General features: G+C 64.5%; 15 protein-coding genes. 10 read left to right on the top strand and 5 right to left on the bottom strand.

What is annotated here, in order from left to right:
* Positions 1-174: 174 nt before the first annotated feature.
* From PCE31107_RS03780 to PCE31107_RS03770, 3 genes are all read left to right on the top strand, one after another.
* Complete coding sequence (locus tag PCE31107_RS03780; protein WP_150606900.1) at positions 175-1,719, top strand: glucan biosynthesis protein G; 1,545 nt, start codon at positions 175-177, stop codon at positions 1,717-1,719.
* A gap of 345 nt (positions 1,720-2,064) precedes the next feature.
* Positions 2,065-3,444, top strand: coding sequence for an MFS transporter (locus PCE31107_RS03775; RefSeq protein ID WP_130024871.1), 1,380 nt, complete (start codon positions 2,065-2,067; stop codon positions 3,442-3,444).
* Positions 3,445-3,701: 257 nt separating this feature from the next.
* Positions 3,702-4,127, top strand: coding sequence for a hypothetical protein (locus tag PCE31107_RS03770; protein WP_130024870.1), 426 nt, complete (start codon positions 3,702-3,704; stop codon positions 4,125-4,127).
* Positions 4,128-4,224: 97 nt separating this feature from the next.
* Here the strand turns inward: PCE31107_RS03770 and PCE31107_RS03765 are convergent, their stop codons facing one another.
* Together PCE31107_RS03765 and PCE31107_RS03760 are read right to left on the bottom strand one after the other, a co-directional pair.
* Positions 4,225-5,112 carry an IclR family transcriptional regulator gene (locus tag PCE31107_RS03765; RefSeq protein WP_246181698.1) on the bottom strand — a complete coding sequence of 296 codons (888 nt, stop codon included), beginning with the start codon at positions 5,110-5,112 and terminating at the stop codon, positions 4,225-4,227.
* Complete coding sequence (locus PCE31107_RS03760; protein ID WP_246181697.1) at positions 5,109-5,930, bottom strand: IclR family transcriptional regulator; 822 nt, start codon at positions 5,928-5,930, stop codon at positions 5,109-5,111. Before PCE31107_RS03760 ends, PCE31107_RS03765 begins: the two co-directional genes overlap by 4 nt.
* Positions 5,931-6,181: 251 nt before the next feature.
* Between PCE31107_RS03760 and PCE31107_RS03755 the strand changes: the two genes are divergently transcribed.
* The 3 genes from PCE31107_RS03755 to PCE31107_RS03745 all read left to right on the top strand — a co-directional run bounded on the left by PCE31107_RS03755 (position 6,182) and on the right by PCE31107_RS03745 (position 9,304).
* Positions 6,182-7,141: an MBL fold metallo-hydrolase gene (locus PCE31107_RS03755; protein WP_150606594.1), complete on the top strand. Its 960-nt coding sequence runs from the start codon at positions 6,182-6,184 to the stop codon at positions 7,139-7,141.
* Positions 7,142-7,266: 125 nt separating this feature from the next.
* A complete protein-coding gene (locus PCE31107_RS03750; RefSeq protein WP_150606592.1) occupies positions 7,267-9,003 on the top strand; it encodes an FAD-dependent oxidoreductase in 1,737 nt (578 codons plus the stop codon).
* A gap of 67 nt (positions 9,004-9,070) precedes the next feature.
* A complete protein-coding gene (locus tag PCE31107_RS03745) occupies positions 9,071-9,304 on the top strand; it encodes a DUF2783 domain-containing protein (protein WP_150562356.1) in 234 nt (77 codons plus the stop codon).
* An 82-nt stretch (positions 9,305-9,386) separates the two neighbouring features.
* Here PCE31107_RS03745 and PCE31107_RS03740 read toward each other — a convergent pair whose 3' ends face one another.
* Positions 9,387-10,187, bottom strand: coding sequence for an IclR family transcriptional regulator (locus PCE31107_RS03740; protein WP_130024866.1), 801 nt, complete (start codon positions 10,185-10,187; stop codon positions 9,387-9,389).
* Positions 10,188-10,489: 302 nt separating this feature from the next.
* Between PCE31107_RS03740 and PCE31107_RS03735 the strand changes: the two genes are divergently transcribed.
* The 3 genes from PCE31107_RS03735 (at position 10,490) to pcaF (ending at position 13,148) form a co-directional block, all read left to right on the top strand.
* Positions 10,490-11,167 carry a 3-oxoacid CoA-transferase subunit A gene (locus tag PCE31107_RS03735; protein ID WP_150606590.1) on the top strand — a complete coding sequence of 226 codons (678 nt, stop codon included), beginning with the start codon at positions 10,490-10,492 and terminating at the stop codon, positions 11,165-11,167.
* Between the two features lie 25 nt (positions 11,168-11,192).
* Complete coding sequence (locus PCE31107_RS03730; RefSeq protein WP_150606588.1) at positions 11,193-11,843, top strand: CoA transferase subunit B; 651 nt, start codon at positions 11,193-11,195, stop codon at positions 11,841-11,843.
* A gap of 102 nt (positions 11,844-11,945) precedes the next feature.
* Entirely contained in the window at positions 11,946-13,148 is a 1,203-nt protein-coding gene (pcaF, locus tag PCE31107_RS03725; protein WP_150606586.1) for a 3-oxoadipyl-CoA thiolase, read from the top strand.
* A 155-nt stretch (positions 13,149-13,303) separates the two neighbouring features.
* Here pcaF and leuA read toward each other — a convergent pair whose 3' ends face one another.
* A complete protein-coding gene (gene leuA / locus PCE31107_RS03720; protein WP_150606584.1) occupies positions 13,304-15,016 on the bottom strand; it encodes a 2-isopropylmalate synthase in 1,713 nt (570 codons plus the stop codon).
* Between the two features lie 342 nt (positions 15,017-15,358).
* Entirely contained in the window at positions 15,359-15,832 is a 474-nt protein-coding gene (locus tag PCE31107_RS03715) for an Lrp/AsnC family transcriptional regulator (protein WP_130024861.1), read from the bottom strand.
* Between the two features lie 290 nt (positions 15,833-16,122).
* Here PCE31107_RS03715 and hppD point away from each other — a divergent pair, with 290 nt between their 5' ends.
* Entirely contained in the window at positions 16,123-17,196 is a 1,074-nt protein-coding gene (hppD, locus tag PCE31107_RS03710; RefSeq protein WP_130024860.1) for a 4-hydroxyphenylpyruvate dioxygenase, read from the top strand.
* The last annotated feature ends 109 nt before the right edge of the window (positions 17,197-17,305 follow it).

Below are 17,305 nucleotides of genomic sequence, written 5' to 3'. Positions count from 1 at the left end.
AGTGCGAAGTGTGAAGTGCGATACTTTGCCACAATTGGTTTTTCCCGAAGGTGTTCGTCCCACCTTTCGCGAACGTCGCGATGCCATCGGACGTGATACGCCCCCCAACGACTGGAGAATTTCGTGGTTCTGCTTCCCCCCGCCAAATCTTGGCATCGACGCGCCCATGCGTTCGTGTCCGCCTTTGTCACGGGTGCCGCCCTGCTGAGCGCCGCGCATGCGTATGCCTTCTCCCTCGACGACGTCACCGCCCGTGCGAAAACGCTCGCCGACAAGCCCTACGTCGCGCCAGTGAGCAATCTCACGCCCGCGCTCGCCAAGATGCCGTTCGGCGACTACATCAAGATCCAGCCGCGGCGCGACGCCTTCGAATGGAACGATCAGCCCTCGCCGTTCAAGCTGGGTTTCTACCACCAGGGCATGCAGTTCAGCACGCCGGTGAAGATCAATGAGATCGTCGGCACCGGCGCCAACGCGAAGATCGACGAGATCAAGTACGACAGCCACCGCTTCGACTTCGGCGATCTCAAGCTTGACCGCAGCGCCACGCACAACCTCGGCTACGCGGGCTTTCGCGTGCTCTACCCGATCAACGAGCCGGGCAAGCTCGATGAAATCATGAGCGTGCTCGGCGCGAGCTACTTCCGCGTGATCGGCAAGGGACAGGTCTACGGTCTGTCGGCGCGCGGTCTGGCCATCGACACGGGCCTGCCCATCGCGGAGGAATTCCCGGCCTTTCGCGAGTTCTGGATCGAACGGCCGAACGCGGGCGACAAGCACCTGGTGTTCTACGCGCTGCTCGACTCGAAGCGCGCCACCGGCGCCTATCGTTTCGATCTGACGCCCGGCGAGGATTCGCTGCTGAAGGTGCAGGCACGGGTCTTCCTGCGCGCCCCGGTGACCAAGCTCGGCATCGCGCCGCTCACGAGCATGTTCCTGTTCGGACCGAATCAGCAGCGCGATCCGTACAACTTCCGCCCGGCGTTGCACGATTCGAACGGCCTGGCCATTCACGCCGGCAATGGTGAATGGATCTGGCGTCCGCTGAACAATCCGCGCAATCTCGCCATCAGTCAGTTCCAGGTGACGAATCCGCGCGGCTTCGGCCTGCTCCAACGCGGGCGCGATTTCGCGCAATACGAGGACCTGAAGGATCGTTACGATCTTCGCCCAAGCGCCTGGATCGAGCCGCAGGGCGACTGGGGCAAGGGCCATATCGAACTGGTGGAAATCCCGTCGCCGGACGAGACCAACGACAACATCGGCGCGTTCTGGACGCCTGACCAATTGCCCCCCAAGGGGCAACCGCTGCAGGCCGACTACACGATCCACTGGACGATGAACGAGCGCGGCATCGTCGATCGACGTCTGGCCTGGGTGAAGCAGACGCTGCGCACGGCCGGCGAGATTACACAAGCCAACCTGATCCGTCACTTCGACGGCAGCACGGGGCTGATCGTGGACTTCGACGGCGGCCCGCTCGCCACGCTGCCCGCCGGTTCGGTCACGCCACAGGTCAGCGTGAGCGATAACGCCACTCTCATCGAGCAAACGCTGCAACCGAACCCGGTCACGCACGGCATGCGCCTGAACCTGCGCGTGATGGTCAAGGACCCGGCCAAGGTCGTGGAGCTGCGCGCCGCCCTCGTCTCCGGCGGCAAGGCCGTGAGCGAGACCTGGAGTTATCAGCTCCCGCCGTTTTCTGTCGCCAAGCAATAAGTTGCATCCTGCGTCTTCGTGCGGCGGTGTCCTGCCGCCGCACATCACTCCCCCTCCACGCCCGTTACCACCGCAATTAAACAAGCACTTACGGGCATCGTTTCCTCCTGTAAAACCCTGAATCGGGCAAATTGTCCTTGCAGTGGATCGTCATTTCGCGTTTACTGCATGCACAATATTGCATAAATAGCTGCCCATCGAGGTTCGTTGAGGCAGTCGGCTTCCTTGGCGGCGGTTCCTGGCCGTGCCCATGAGGCCCGGCCCGGGAGCCGATTGCGTCGGTCAAGACATCCCCAAGACTCTCCGCATTTCGACGGAGGGCGGATTCGTTATGGAGACACTCGCATGCGACCTATCGACGTACATGAGTTGGCTGACAACGCCCGCTTGAACGGCTATCACTACCGCATCCTGCTTTGGTGCGCGCTCATCATCATCTTCGACGGCTACGATCTCGCGGTCGCGGGCATTGCGCTGCCCTCGATCATGAAAGCGATGAACGTCGACGCCACCAGTGCCGGTTTCATGGTCAGCGCCGCCCTCTTCGGCATGATGTTCGGCGCCATTGCGATGGGCATGGTGGCCGACAGCATCGGCCGGCGCAAAGCCATCGCCATCTGTGTGCTGATGTTCTCGCTGTTCACCGCCATGGCCGGATTCACGCACGAACCGATCAGCTTCTCCGTGACACGCTTCTTTGCGGGCGTCGGCATCGGCGGCGTGATGCCGATCGTGGTCGCGCAAATGACGGAGTACGCGCCGCGTCGCCTGCGCGCCACGCTCGTCACGCTCATGTTTTCGGGCTATTCGGTAGGCGGCATGCTCGCCGCGCTGCTCGGCAAGGGGCTGATCGAGACGCACGGCTGGCAGTCCGTCTTTCTGGCGGCGGGTCTGCCCGCGCTGCTCGTGCCGTTCGCGATGAAGGCCCTGCCGGAATCGATGCCGTTCCTGATCCGCACGGGCCGTCTCGACGCGCTCAAGCAAGTGCTTGCCCGCCTCGCGCCGGATTATGTCGCGCAGCCGGGCGATCAGTTCGCGCTGCCCTCGACGGATCGCAAGCAGGCTGCGCCGCTCTCGCGTCTGTTTCAGGACGGGCGAGGCATGAGCACCGTCATGCTGTGGGTCGCGTTCTTCATGTGCCTGTTCATGGTGTATGCGCTCAGCTCGTGGCTCGCCAAGCTCATGGCAAGCGCCGGTTATAGCCTCGGCTCGGCGCTCACGTTTGTGCTCGTGCTGAACTTTGGCGCGATGCTCGGTGCCATCGGCGGCGGCTGGCTCGCTGACCGCTTCAACATCAAGTACGTACTTGTGGGCATGTATACGCTCGCCGCCGTGTCCATCACGCTGCTCGGCGTGAAGGTACCGACGCCGGTGCTCTTCGTGCTGGTGGGGTTGGCCGGGGCGTCGACCATCGGCACGCAGATCGTCACCTACGCCTACGCGGGACAGTTCTACCCAATGGCCGCACGCGGCACGGGCATCGGCTGGGCCTCCGGGGTGGGACGCAGCGGCGCCATTCTCGCGCCCATCGCGATCGGTATGCTGGTGAGCCTGTCACTGCCTTTGCAGCAAAACTTTATGGCAATCGCCATTCCCGCCGTCATCGCGGTCGTTGCCGTGTTGTTGATCGACCACAAGAAATCGGCGTCGGTGCAGCAGCAGGCGGCAACGCAAGCGCACGTCACGGCGGCAAAACTCGCGAACGGCGCGGGAGAACCGGCGTAATCTCGCGCGTCAAGGCACGCTCGGCCCACCATCACCGACGCGACGGCATGGCGACGCAATCGCGCGTCTCCATGCGAAAATGCGCGCCGCGGCGGTTATGGGAATGATCGCGGCTTTCAGTGACGCAACGCGCCGGTGTCGGGGCAATCCGTCAACGTCCGGCGCATCCGCGGCACATGAAAATTTCCTTCAACCCGAGCGCCTCAGGCGCCGATAACCAGATATCCGTCCCAACGGACTCTCTGGGGAAAATCAATATGCCGCGTATTGCTTTGCTGAGTGCCCTCGTGCTGACCGTCGCCCACGCGCCGGCCTTCGCCGCCCCGCTGAACGACGCCACCGTCGTCAATCTCTCCACCCGACAAACCCTCGCCAGCGACGCCGTGTTTCGTGGCGGCCAGACCGCCACCCTCGGCACCGACGCGCTGCGCAACGCGCACGGCAGCTTCGGCGTGAACGTTGCCGCCGGCGCGCTCAACTTGCAGTCGAATCAGCTTGTGCTGGCGAACGCCTCGCGCGTTGCGGTCGATACCCGTCAGACGATCCGCAACACGACGATCCTGACCGGCGTGCCGAGCGCGTCGCTGGGCGACCGGGCCCTGATGGGCGCCTCGGGCAATCTCGGTGTGAACGTGGTGGCCGGCGTGGCCAACGCACAGGCCAACGCGTTGGCCATTCATTGACGACTCGCTGAACCTTCACCCGGCCGGATCACGTCTCGGCCGGGATCGGTCTGTACCGATCGTGCGGCCGCCGCGCGACTGCGTCGATGCCGCGCGCTTACCCAACAGCACCAACCGCGCCAACCGAACCTACCGCGCCGTCCGCGCGGCCCACCGCGCCAAAGCGCCACGACAGCCGGCGCGCCGCCGCCTGCAAGGCCTGCGCCGGCGACGCATCGAGCGCCGTCTCGAAACTGCCCGCCGACCCCATCAACGCAAGCACCAGCGTCACCTCCCCCGTGTGATCGAACACCGGTACTGCCACTGTGTCGATACCCGGCACGGGATTGCTTTGCGCCGTATCGAATCGTTGGTCGCGAATCGCCTTCAGCCGCGCGGCAAAGTCGGCTGGTGGCGTCGACGCGCGCCCTTCCGCGCCGAGGCCCGCCATGCGCACCGATTCCTGTGCGAGCATGCCGTCGAGTACCGCATCGGGCAGGAACGCCGCGAACGTGCGGCCAATGGCCGTGTTCACCAACGAGAGCACTGTGCCGATGCGCAGGCTCACGTGCTGCGGACGCATCGCCTCCTCAAGCCGAACCACCGTGGGACCGACCGGACCGAGCACGGCCATCGCGGCCGACAATCCGGTGGCGTGAGCCAGCGCGAGAATCTCCGGCTCGGCTTCCCCCGTAGGCGAGAGACGCTGCAATGCCATCAAGCCAAGCTCAAGGCTGAGCGCCCCCGCCTCGAAATTGCCGTTCGCATCGCGCGAGAGCAAGCCGGCACGTTGCAAGCTCACCAGATGCGGATGCGCCTTCGCCGGTGCCATCCCCGCGTCGCGCGCGAGTGCATTGAGCGGCAGCGGACGCCCCGCCGCCGCCAGCGCCTCGAGCAATGCCCCGGTGCTTTCCAGCGCCTGAATGCCGCGCTGCGGTTTCGCGGGCATCGATGCCACGTCGTCCGGCACCTCGTGCGTTTCCTTTCGGCTTTGCGTCGCGTTCATGCGCCCTCCTTGCCGTCTGCGCCACGAGCATCGACTTGCGCGGCGATGTCGCTCGCCGTCGCGCGCAATGCATTCGCCGCCGCGCCGTCCCATGCGACATCGAGGGCCGCCGTCGGCCCGATCGCGGTGAGCGCAAGACGCAGCCGCCCGCTCGCATCGAACACCGGCGCGCACAGGCTGCTCACCGACGGGCTCGGCGTATTCACGCTACGCGCCACACCGTGCGCGCGTGTCTCGTCGAGCAGCGCATCGAAACCTTCGCGCTCGGTCGGGGATGTCGGCATCTGCTCACGCCACGCCTGCGGCCATTGCGCCTGCGGGGTGAAGGCGCAAAACGCGCGCCCGGTCGACGTCGTCGTGAGCGACATGACCGATCCCACGTGCAGATTCACATGCAACGGAAACGCCGCACGCTCGAAATGCACGACGAGCGGGCCCTGCGGCGCACTCGTGCAGATCGCGACACAAAGCCCCGTCTCCCGTGCCAGCGCAACGACACGCGGCACCGCCGCACGATACGCCGGGTCGTTCTCGAGATGCAGCAACGCGAGACGCAACGTCATCGGGCCCGGCGTGTAGTCGCCCGACATCGGGTCGCGCTTGAGCAAGCCGAGCCGCGTGAGGCTTACCAGATACGGATGCGCTTGCGCAGGCGGCAGCCCGGCGAGCGCGGCGAGATCGCCCGGCCCCAGTGCCCGGTGCGCCTGCGCCAGCGCCTGAAGCACGCGCGCCGCTACGTCCACGCTTTGCACGCCGCGCGAGGCACGCCCGGGTTGGCCGCTCGCGTCGGCCGTGCCGTCCATCGGAATTCGATTCATGCGATCAAGGGAGGCGGGCTCCCACAGGAAAATGGCCTAGATTCTAAACAAGTCGACGCCCGCAATGGCATCGTTCCCGATGTTCCTCGGGGTTAACCCAAGGCGGGAACGTCATTCCATCGCCCATGACTCAACATTAGCAAATAACGATACTATTTGTCATTGACAAATATTAAGGGCATTTCGTAAGATGGCTTCATCGACCCCATCAGTCGCATCATCCCCGCAGACGAGATAAGAGAGAGACAAGCATGGCCAAAGCATTCGCCTCGCAAGCTGACCTGGAAACCAAGAAGGTCACATTCACCCAATTGTCGGAAAACACCTGGGCCTACACGGCCGAGGGCGACCCGAACTCCGGCGTCATCATCGGCGACGACGGCGTGATGATCGTCGACACGACAGCCACGCCCGCCATGGCGCAGGATCTCATCGCGAAGATCCGCACGATCACCGACAAGCCGATCAAGTATGTGGTGCTCTCGCACTATCACGCCGTGCGCGTGCTGGGTGCGTCGGCCTACTTCGCCGAAGGCGCGCAGCAGATCATCGCAAGCCGTGGCACGTACGAGATGATCGTCGAGCGCGGCGAAGCCGACATGAAGTCGGAGATCGAGCGCTTTCCGCGTCTGTTCGCCGGTGTCGAAACGGTGCCGGGTCTCACGTGGCCGACGCTCGTCTTCGAGAAGGAAATGACGCTCTTCCTCGGCAAGCTCGAAGTGAAGATCGCGCACCTCGGTTCGGGTCACACCAAGGGCGACACGGTGGTATGGGTGCCGTCGCAAAAGGTGCTGTTCTCGGGCGACCTGGTCGAGTACGACGCCGCATGCTACACCGGTGACGCGCAACTCGCCGAATGGCCGGCCACGCTCGACGCGCTGGCCGCGCTCGGCGCCGAAAAGCTCGTGCCGGGCCGGGGCCCTGCCCTGACCACGCCCGACGATGTCGCCAAGGGCCTGGCGTACACGAAGGACTTCGTGACGACATTGTTCGAAGCGGGCAAGCAGGCCGTCGAACAGAAGCTCGATTTGAAGGGGGCGATGGCACTGACGCGTCGCGCGATGGATCCGAAGTTCGGTCAGGTCTTCATCTACGAACACTGCCTGCCGTTCGATGTGACCCGCGCGTTCGACGAAGCGAGCGGCATCACGCATCCGCGCATCTGGACGGCGCAGCGCGACAAGGAAATGTGGACCGCTCTGCAGGACTGAGGTCGCGCAGATCGGCCTCGGCGCGGCGATAGACGCCGCGCCGGGCGCAACATCAAGAGTAAAAGCAAAAAGCGGAACCCGCCGGGGCGCTTGCGCCGGTGCGGTGCCGACGATGGAGACATTGTATGAGCAGCATCGATTACCAGCGTCTGACGTTCGATTACCAGCCCTGCGCAGAACAGTCCGGCAACGCCGCGGGTGATATTCACCCGGTCATCGTGGTCGGCGCGGGGCCGGTGGGACTGGCGAGCGCCATCGACCTCGCGCAGCAGGGCGTGCCCGTGATCGTGCTCGACGACGACTGCACGCTCTCGGCAGGTTCGCGCGCCATCTGTTTCGCCAAGCGTACGCTCGATATCTTCGACCGTCTCGGCTGCGGCGAGCGCATGGTGCAAAAGGGCGTGTGCTGGAACGTCGGCCGCGTGTTCCTGCGCGATCGGGAGGTCTACAACTTCGACCTGCTGCCGGAAACGGGACACCATCGTCCGGCGTTCATCAACCTTCAGCAGTACTACGTCGAAGGTTATCTCTACGAGCGCGCACGCGAACTGCCGAACATCGACATCCGCTGGAAGCACAAGGTCGTGGGGCTCACGCAGCAAGGCACGCCCGGTACGCCCGAGGCGAGCGTCACGCTCACGGTCGAGACGCCCGACGGCAACTATCAAACCAGCGCACGTTACGTCGTGGCCGCCGACGGATCGCGCAGTCCCGTGCGCAAGTTGCTCGGTGTGGACACCCACGGACGCACATTCAAGGACCGCTTCCTGATCGCCGACGTGAAGATGACGGCAGACTTTCCGACCGAGCGCTGGTTCTGGTTCGATCCGCCGTTCCATCCGAATCAATCCGTGCTGTTGCATCGTCAACCAGACGACGTGTGGCGCATCGATTTCCAGTTGGGATGGGATGCCGACCCGGCCGTCGAGAAGACACCCGAGCGCGTGATCCCACGCGTGCAAGCCTTGCTCGGACCTGACGCCAAATTCACCCTGGAGTGGGTCAGCGTCTATACGTTCTCATGCCTGCGCATGGACGACTTCCGTCACGGTCACGTGCTGTTCACCGGGGACGCCGCGCATGGTGTATCGCCGTTCGGCGCGCGCGGCGCTAACAGCGGCGTGCAGGATGCGGAGAACCTCGCGTGGAAACTGGCGCTGGTGCTTGCCGGCCAGGCGCCGGATACGCTGCTCGACACTTACGCCCGTGAGCGCGAATTCGCCGCTGACGAAAACATCCGCAACTCGACGCGTTCCACCGATTTCATCACGCCCAAGAGCCCCGTCTCGCGGGTCTTTCGCGATGCCGTGCTGACGCTCGCCCGCGATCACGCGTTTGCGCGTCGGTTGGTCAACAGCGGGCGGTTGTCCGTGCCCGCCGTGCTGAGCGAGTCGACACTGAATACGCCGGAGCGCGACACGTTTGCGGGACGCATGGTCCCGGGCACGGCCTGCGTCGACGCACCGCTCGTCCGGCATGGGCAGGACGGCTGGCTGCTGCCTCGCCTGGGCGGGCGCTTCGTCGCGCTCGTATTCGGTGCACCGGCGTCGCTCGATGCGGCATCGCTCGCGGGCCTCGACGCGCTCGCGAACGACAGCGTGCCCGTCGTGTCATTGTTCGTCACGCCGGATGCCGAAGCGGCGCAGGACGCGCGCGGCGAATCCCATAGCGTCTGGCACGACGCGCAAGGCCTGGCGGCCCAACGCTACGACGCCGCGCCGGGAACGGTGTATCTGATTCGTCCGGATCAACACGTGTGCGCGCGGTGGCGCAGCGTCGACGCGACGGCGATTGCCGCCGCGCGCGAGCGGGCGTTGGGATGTACCGCCCCGGAAGTCGCCCCGATGCAATGCGCGGCCTGAGGTGCCGCCGGCCAAGCGCATCGACCCACATCCCGATCCCATCGATCCCGCAGTAAGGAGCCCCTTCATGGCACTCGATACACAACCGCGTCTGACGCGTCCGGACGACTTCTACGAAGCCCTGATCGACATGCACCGAGATCTCGACGAGGCGCAAAGTCAGGCGGCCAACGCGCAACTGATCCTGCTGCTCGCCAACCAGATCGGCGATCACGACACGCTGCTTTCGGCGCTTCGGCTGGCGCGCGCTGGCGCACTGGGCACCGCGACGAGTGGATCGACGGACGGTCCGCACGCGTGACACAAGCAAAAGCGGGGCGCCCGGCCATCGGGCGCCCCGCTTTGTTCGACGCGAGACCGCGCAAGCAACGCGCGTGCGGACGTTACACCACCACCATCTGCGAAATCTTCTGCGCGGCCGCCAGCAGGGGCGCGAGGAATGTGGCTTCCATTTCCGCCGCCGACGTGCGGTTGGCCTGACCGCTGACGTTCATCGCCGCAATCACCTGCCCCGCGCGGTTGCGAATTGGCGCAGCGATCGAAATCATCCCCTCTTCCAACTCCTGATCGACGATGGCCCACCCCTGGGCGCGCACGTCGAGAATGCGCTGACGCAACGTGTCGATATCCGTCACCGTGCGGCGCGTGTGCTGACGAATGTCCGCGCGACGCAAGGCGGCGTCGAGTTCGTCGTCGGGCAACGCCGAGAGCATGACGCGCCCCATCGAGGTACACCATGCCGGCAGACGGCTGCCGATCGACAGGTTGATCGACATCACCTTGCGCACCGGCACGCGCAGGACATAGACGATGTCGTCGCCATCGAGCACCGAGGCGGAACTGCTCTCATGCACTTGCTGCACCAGCGCCTCCATGAACGGCTCGGCCAGATTCCACAGCGGCATCGACGTCAGATACGAAAAGCCAAGGTCGAGAATACGCGGCGTGAGCCGAAACAGGCGCCCCTCGCTTCGCACGTAGCCCAGCGCTTCGAGCGTGAGCAGAATGCGACGCGCCCCCGCACGGGTGAGACCCGACGCCTGTGCGACTTCCGAGAGCGTCTGCGCCGGACGCGTCGCGTTGAACGCCTTGACCACAGCCAACCCGCGCGCAAACGACTGCACGTAGGAGTCACCCGGTTTCTTGTCGGTGGGTTCGGTAGCGTCGTTGAGCACGGGTGTCATGGAAAAGGCGGATGGCGAAAGGCAATGGAACGGCAAGCGTAATGGATTTGTGTCGCCGGTTCCACCGCACGACACACGGCACTGCGTCGTCTGCGCCAGACCGGCGTCCCCCCCCTCGGGCCGACCCTCGCTTGACGGCCGACACGAGAAGGCTTACGCTGTTCTTATAGCGAATACATGTTCGCTATAAGAACATTGTGAACCAGACGATGCCGCCTGACAAGACGCCATCGCCGGGAGACACCCAACAAGGGCCACGGCCGAGAGTCCGCCAGCCCGATGGAACTGCCCAGGAGGCACGTGTGATCAACAAGATTTACGATTCGCTCGCCAGCGCGGTTGCCGACGTTCACGACGGCGCGATGATCATGATTGGCGGCTTCGGCAATGCCGGGATGCCCTCGGCGCTCATCGACGCGCTGATCGAGCAAGGCTCGCGCGAACTGACCATCGTCAACAACAACGCCGGGAACGGTGAGACCGGCCTCGCCGCCCTGCTCAAGGCCGGGCGCGTGCGCAAGATCATCTGCTCGTTCCCGCGCCAGACCGACTCGCAGGTGTTCGACGCGCTCTATCGCGCGGGCAAGATCGAGCTGGAACTGGTGCCGCAGGGCAATCTGGCCGAGCGCATTCGCGCCGCAGGCGCCGGCATCGGTGGCTTCTTCACGCCGACCGGCTACGGCACGCTGCTCGCCGAAGGCAAGGAAACGCGCGTCATCGACGGCAAGCCATATGTGTTCGAACTGCCGATCCACGCCGACTTCGCGCTCATCAAGGCGCTCAAGGGCGACCGCTGGGGCAACCTCGTGTATCGCAAGACCGCCCGCAACTTCGGCCCCATCATGGCCACGGCGGCCAAGTGCGCCATCGTTCAGGTAGATGAAGTCGTCGAGCTGGGCGACCTCGATCCGGAAGCCGTGGTCACGCCCGGCATCTTCGTTCAACGCGTCGTCGCGGTGCCTGGCACCGCACGCGCCTGATCCCCATCTGAACTCGGAGCACGACATGAACCGACTGACCCGCGACCAGATGGCCGCCCGCGTTGCCCAGGACATTCCCGACGGCGCCTACGTCAACCTCGGCATCGGCCTGCCGACCGCTGTCGCCAATCACCTGCCCGCCGAGCGAGAGATCATTCTCCAGAGCGAAAACGGCGTGATCGGCATGGGCCCGGCCCCCGCCAAGGGCGAAGAGGACGAAGACCTCATCAATGCCGGCAAGCAACCCGTCACGCTCAAGCCGGGCGGCGCGTACTTCCACCATGCCGATTCGTTCGCGATGATGCGCGGCGGCCACCTGGACTTCTGCGTGCTCGGCGCATTCCAGGTCTCGAAGACGGGCGATCTGGCCAACTGGCACACGGGCGCTCCCGACGCCATTCCGGCCGTGGGCGGGGCGATGGACCTCGCCAGCGGCGCCAAGCAGGTGTTCGTGATGATGGAGCACCAGACCAAGCAGGGCGAGAGCAAGATCGTCGAGCAGTGCACGTATCCGCTCACCGGCGTGGGTTGCGTCACGCGCATCTACACCGATCTGGCGGTGCTCGACGTCACCCCCGAGGGCCTGCGCGTCGTCGACATGGTCGACGGCCTCACGCTCGACGAACTCCAACGTGTGACCGGTGTGACGCTCCTGCCCTCACCGGCTGTTGCCTGACGCGGTACAAGCCCCCACCGCCGGGACATCGCCTGATGTGACCCGGCGTTTTTTCATCTGCGAGACTCCCTGCGCGAGTTTCGATTCGGCTGAGGTAGACCCATGAGTGAAGTCTTTATCTGCGACGCGATTCGCACCCCCATCGGCCGCTACGGCGGCGCGCTGTCCTCCGTACGTGCCGACGACCTCGGCGCCGTGCCCCTCAAGGCGCTCATGGCGCGCAACGGCGGCGTCGACTGGACGCAGGTCGACGACGTGATCTTCGGCTGCGCCAACCAGGCCGGAGAAGACAACCGGAACGTGGCACGCATGTCGTCGCTGCTGGCCGGCCTGCCGCAAGACGTGCCGGGCGCCACGCTCAACCGCCTGTGCGGTTCGGGCATGGACGCCATCGGCACCGCCGCGCGCGCCATCAAGGCGGGCGAAGCCGGCCTGATGATCGCCGGCGGCGTGGAGAGCATGAGCCGTGCGCCGTTCGTGATGGGCAAGGCGGCGAGCGCGTTTTCGCGTCAGGCGGAGATTTACGATACGACCATCGGCTGGCGTTTCGTCAATCCGTTGATGAAGGCGCAGTACGGTGTGGATTCGATGCCCGAGACGGGCGAGAACGTTGCGACCGAGTTCGGCATCAGCCGTGAAGATCAGGATCGCTTCGCGGTGCGTTCGCAGGAAAAAGCGGCACGCGCCCAGGCCGACGGCACGCTGGCCCAGGAAATCACGCCAGTGTCCATCGCCCAGAAAAAGGGTGAGGCGATCGTGGTGGATCGCGACGAACATCCGCGTGCAACGAGCATGGAAGCGCTCGCCAGACTCAAGGGCGTGGTACGCCCGGATGGCACCGTGACCGCCGGCAACGCTTCTGGCGTCAACGACGGCGCCTGCGCTCTGCTGTTGGCAGACGAGGCGAGTGCGGCGCGCTTTGGCCTGACGCCGCGTGCCCGCGTTCTGGGCATGGCGACGGCAGGGGTGGCACCGCGCATCATGGGCATCGGTCCGGCTCCCGCAACGAAAAAACTGCTCGCTCGGCTCGGTATGTCGATCGATCAGTTCGATGTGATCGAACTCAACGAAGCGTTTGCGAGCCAGGGCCTGGCCGTGCTGCGTCAGCTCGGCGTGGCCGACGACGACCTGCGCGTCAATCCGAACGGTGGCGCCATTGCGCTGGGCCATCCGCTCGGCATGAGCGGCGCACGTCTGGTGACGACGGCGATGTACCAGCTCCAGCGTACGGGTGGTCGCTTTGCGCTGTGTACGATGTGCATTGGGGTCGGCCAAGGCATCGCTATCGCCATCGAAGCGGTGTAATCCCACAACACCGCCCGTGTTTCAGGGCCGGGCGCGCGTGCGGGACTGGGTAAGTCCTGCCACGCCGCACCGGGGTCCCGCCGGCACGATCGGTGCCGGGCGGGACGCATCTGCCCTCAATCTCCTTCCGTCCTTCCTCAGGTTCCCCTGACCGTTCAGACAGCCTTGGCGACGTCGCGCATGACGGCGTCGAAGAACGTTGCCCGCGCGTCCGCTTCGCTGCGGGCATACGCGCGGTTGATGCCGCTGATCACTGCCCGAATCGATGCGGTCGTCAGATTCGCATCGATGCCCACGCCGAAAGCACTGCCCACGATGGCGTCGCCGGCCATCTCCGCGATGGCGATCGCACGGGCGTCGGCCCCTTGCGTGAGCGCGCGCTCCTCGTAATGCTGGACGCGCACAGGCGTGCGCATGGCATGCATCAGAGCGTCCAGCGGTCCGTTACCGGTGCCCGAGACGGTCGTGCGCTGACCGTGAATGTCGAGCGTCACGGCGATTTGCTGGCGGCCGTCTCGCTCGGACAGCGTGTGACCGACGTAAGCGACCGGCTCGTTCGACGCCACGTATTCCTTCTGGAACAGTTGCCAGATCTGCGACGCGGTGACTTCGGCCCCCGTCTCGTCGGTGTAACGCTGTACGGCCGAGCTGAAATCGACCTGCAGCCGACGCGGCATCTGCACGCCATACGACTGCTCGAGCAGATAGGCGATGCCGCCCTTGCCCGACTGGCTGTTCACGCGAATGATCGAGTCGTACGTGCGGCCGAGATCGCTCGGGTCGATGGGCAGGTACGGCACTTCCCAGACGGCATCAGGTTTTTGCGCCGCCAGGCCCTTCTTGATGGCGTCCTGATGCGAACCGGAGAACGCGGTGAACACCAGGTCGCCGACGTACGGATGTCGCGGATGCACGGGCAACTGCGTGCATTCTTCCGACGTGCGGGCGATCTCGTTGATGTTCGAGAAGTCGAGGCCCGGATCCACGCCCTGCGTGTACAGGTTCAAACCGAGGGTGACGAGATCGACGTTGCCGGTGCGCTCGCCATTGCCGAAGAGGCACCCTTCGATGCGGTCGGCACCGGCCATCACGGCCAGTTCGGCGGCGGCCACGGCCGTGCCGCGATCGTTGTGCGGGTGGACCGAGAGAATCAGCGAATCGCGGCGCGCGAGGTGACGGTGCATCCACTCGATCTGGTCGGCATAGTGGTTCGGCGTGCCGATTTCCACCGTGGCCGGCAGGTTGACGATGCACTTGCGCTGCGGCGTCGGCTGCCACACGTCGAACACGGCGTCGCACACGTCCTTGGCGAACTCGAGTTCGGTGCCGGTGAACGTCTCGGGGCTGTATTGCAGCGTCCATTGCGTGTCCGTCGCGGCGTCGGCACAGCGTTTGATCGTCTTGGCCGCGGCCACGGCAAGCGCCTTCACGCCGGGCTGATCGAGGTTGAAGACGATGCGGCGGAATTCGGGCGCGGTCGCGTTGTAGAGGTGGACGATGGCGCGCGGCGCGCCCTTGAGCGCGGCGAACGTGCGCTCGATGAGGTCGTCGCGGGCCTGCGTGAGGACTTCGATGGTGACGTCGTCGGGGATGTGCCCGCCTTCGATCAGTTCCCGCACGAAGTTGAAATCGGTATCGGACGCCGACGGGAACGCCACTTCGATTTCCTTGAAGCCGATGGCGACGAGCGTCTTGAACATGCGCATCTTGCGCTGGGCATCCATCGGCTCGAACAGGGCCTGGTTGCCGTCTCGCAGATCGGTGCTCATCCAGATCGGGGCGCGCGTGATGGTGCGGCTCGGCCATTGTCGGTCGGGGATATTGACCGGGGTGAACGGGCGGTACTTCGTGGCGGGGTGCTTCAACATGGCGTTGTCTCGATGGTCAGCAAAAGTGGCAACCGGACGACGCATGAACGCAGATAAGCTACGACCGCCGGTTGGAGGAACCGGGGCTCAGATCGGCGTAACTGGGGAAAATCAGCGGTGCTTCAGAGAAATCTTCAGACGATGCACGCGCGCAGCAACGGACCAAGCCCGGTGGAGCGGGCTAGTAGTCGTACCGAGAGGGAGAATTGCGCGGTGATCATGGCCCTCATGAAATCACAGAGTTTCAGGCACTGTCAACCATGATGTGTTGCTTTGCGAGATTGCCGTCGTGGGCAAGTACGCGCCGCCGTTGAGCGGCGACGCCACGAGACCGCCGCCCCATCAGGCCGTGAGCGGCACGGCCGAGGTGCACTTGATCTCGTCGAGACAAACGCTTGACTTGACGGCACTCACCCCGGGAATCCGCATCAGCGTATCGAGCAAGAACTCGGACAGCGCCTTCAGATCGCGGGCCACGACCTTGAGCACGTAGTCGATATCGCCCGTCACGGAAAAGCACTCCTGAATCTGTGCCAGCTCCGCCACCAGTGCCTTGAAGTTCGACAGGTCGCGGATATGACCGCGCTCCATCGTCACATGGACGAAGGCGACCACGCCGAAGCCGAGCCGCTGCGCGTCGAGCCGTGTGTCGTAGCCCTTGATGACGCCCATCTCCTCGAGCCGCCGGTGACGCCGCAGCGTCTGCGCGGGCGACAGCTTGATCGCCTCGGCCAGCTCAAGATTCGAAATTCGTCCGCGCGACTGCAATACCCCCAGCAACCGGACGTCGATTCGATCGATCTCGATATCATGCACTTTTATCTCTCCTCATACACATTTTCCGAAATATTAGTGCATAAACTAGGGTTTCCCTAACACCGTTAAGAAATCCTATTTTGCGGTGCCCCCCTTACACTGAGCGCGGTAAAACGTCGCATATGCGCGCCACCTTCCCAACATTTCAGGGATTACGACGAGCGGAACGGGCCTGCCGGTTGATCCCAACCCGACGGTCGGCAAAGCGCAATTTTGTTGCACTTTCCGTCGTCGCCCGGCGTTCGACGAATCTGACACCTTATCCATCACCTGACCCAGCCGAGACGATCATGGCCGACCTGTTTGACAACCCGATGCAACTGATGGGCTTCGAATTCGTGGAATTCGCGTCGCCTACCCCGAACGTCCTCGAACCCATTTTCGAGCAGATGGGCTTCACGCTGGTGGCGCGTCACCGTTCGAAGGACGTAGTGCTGTACCGCCAGGGCGACATCAACTTCATCGTGAACCGCGAGCCGAACAGCGAAGCGGCCTACTTCGCCGCCGAGCACGGTCCGAGCGCCTGCGGCATGGCATTCCGCGTGAAAGACTCGCACAAGGCCTACGCCCGTGCACTGGCGCTCGGTGCGCAGCCGGTGGAGATCGAGACCGGCCCGATGGAGCTGCGTCTGCCCGCGATCAAGGGTATCGGCGGTGCGCCGCTGTATCTGATCGATCGCTTCGAGGAAGGCAAGTCGATCTATGACATCGACTTCGAATTCATCGAGGGCGTCGACCGTCATCCGGTCGGCCACGGCCTGCGTCTGATCGACCACCTGACGCACAACGTTTATCGCGGCCGCATGGCTTATTGGGCCAGCTTCTACGAGAAGCTGTTCAACTTCCGCGAGATCCGCTACTTCGACATCTCAGGCGAATACACGGGCCTGACGTCCAAGGCCATGACCGCGCCCGATGGTAAAATTCGCATCCCCCTGAACGAGGAATCCGCCAAGGGCAGCGGCCAGATCGAGGAATTCCTGATGGCCTTCAACGGCGAAGGCATTCAGCACATTGCGTTCCTCACCGACAACCTGCTCCAGGTGATCGACAACCTGCAAATGGCCGGCGTCGATCTCATGACCGCGCCGAACGACTTCTACTACGATGCGCTCGAGACCCGTCTGCCCGGTCATGGCCAGCCGATCGGCGAACTGAAGTCGCGCGGCATTCTGCTCGACGGCACGACCGAAGGCGGCAAGCCGCGCCTGCTGTTGCAGATCTTCTCGAAGACGCTGCTCGGCCCGGTGTTCTTCGAGTTCATCCAGCGCGAGGGTGACGACGGCTTCGGCGAAGGCAACTTCAAGGCGCTGTTCGAATCGCTCGAGCGCGATCAGATCGAGCGAGGTACGCTCAAGGTCTGAGTCGGGGGAGACACGATCGTCGGCACACGCCGACGATCCCAAAGGACACGGCGACGGCGTCATAAGCGCTGCGCCGTGGCGGCTCAACGGTTCCGGTTCGTTCGCCCAC

The organism is Pandoraea cepalis (assembly GCF_902459625.1).
Taxonomy (GTDB): domain Bacteria; phylum Pseudomonadota; class Gammaproteobacteria; order Burkholderiales; family Burkholderiaceae; genus Pandoraea; species Pandoraea cepalis.
Note: the sequence above shows the minus strand (reverse complement) of the source record. Positions and strands in the feature narration are given on the sequence as shown.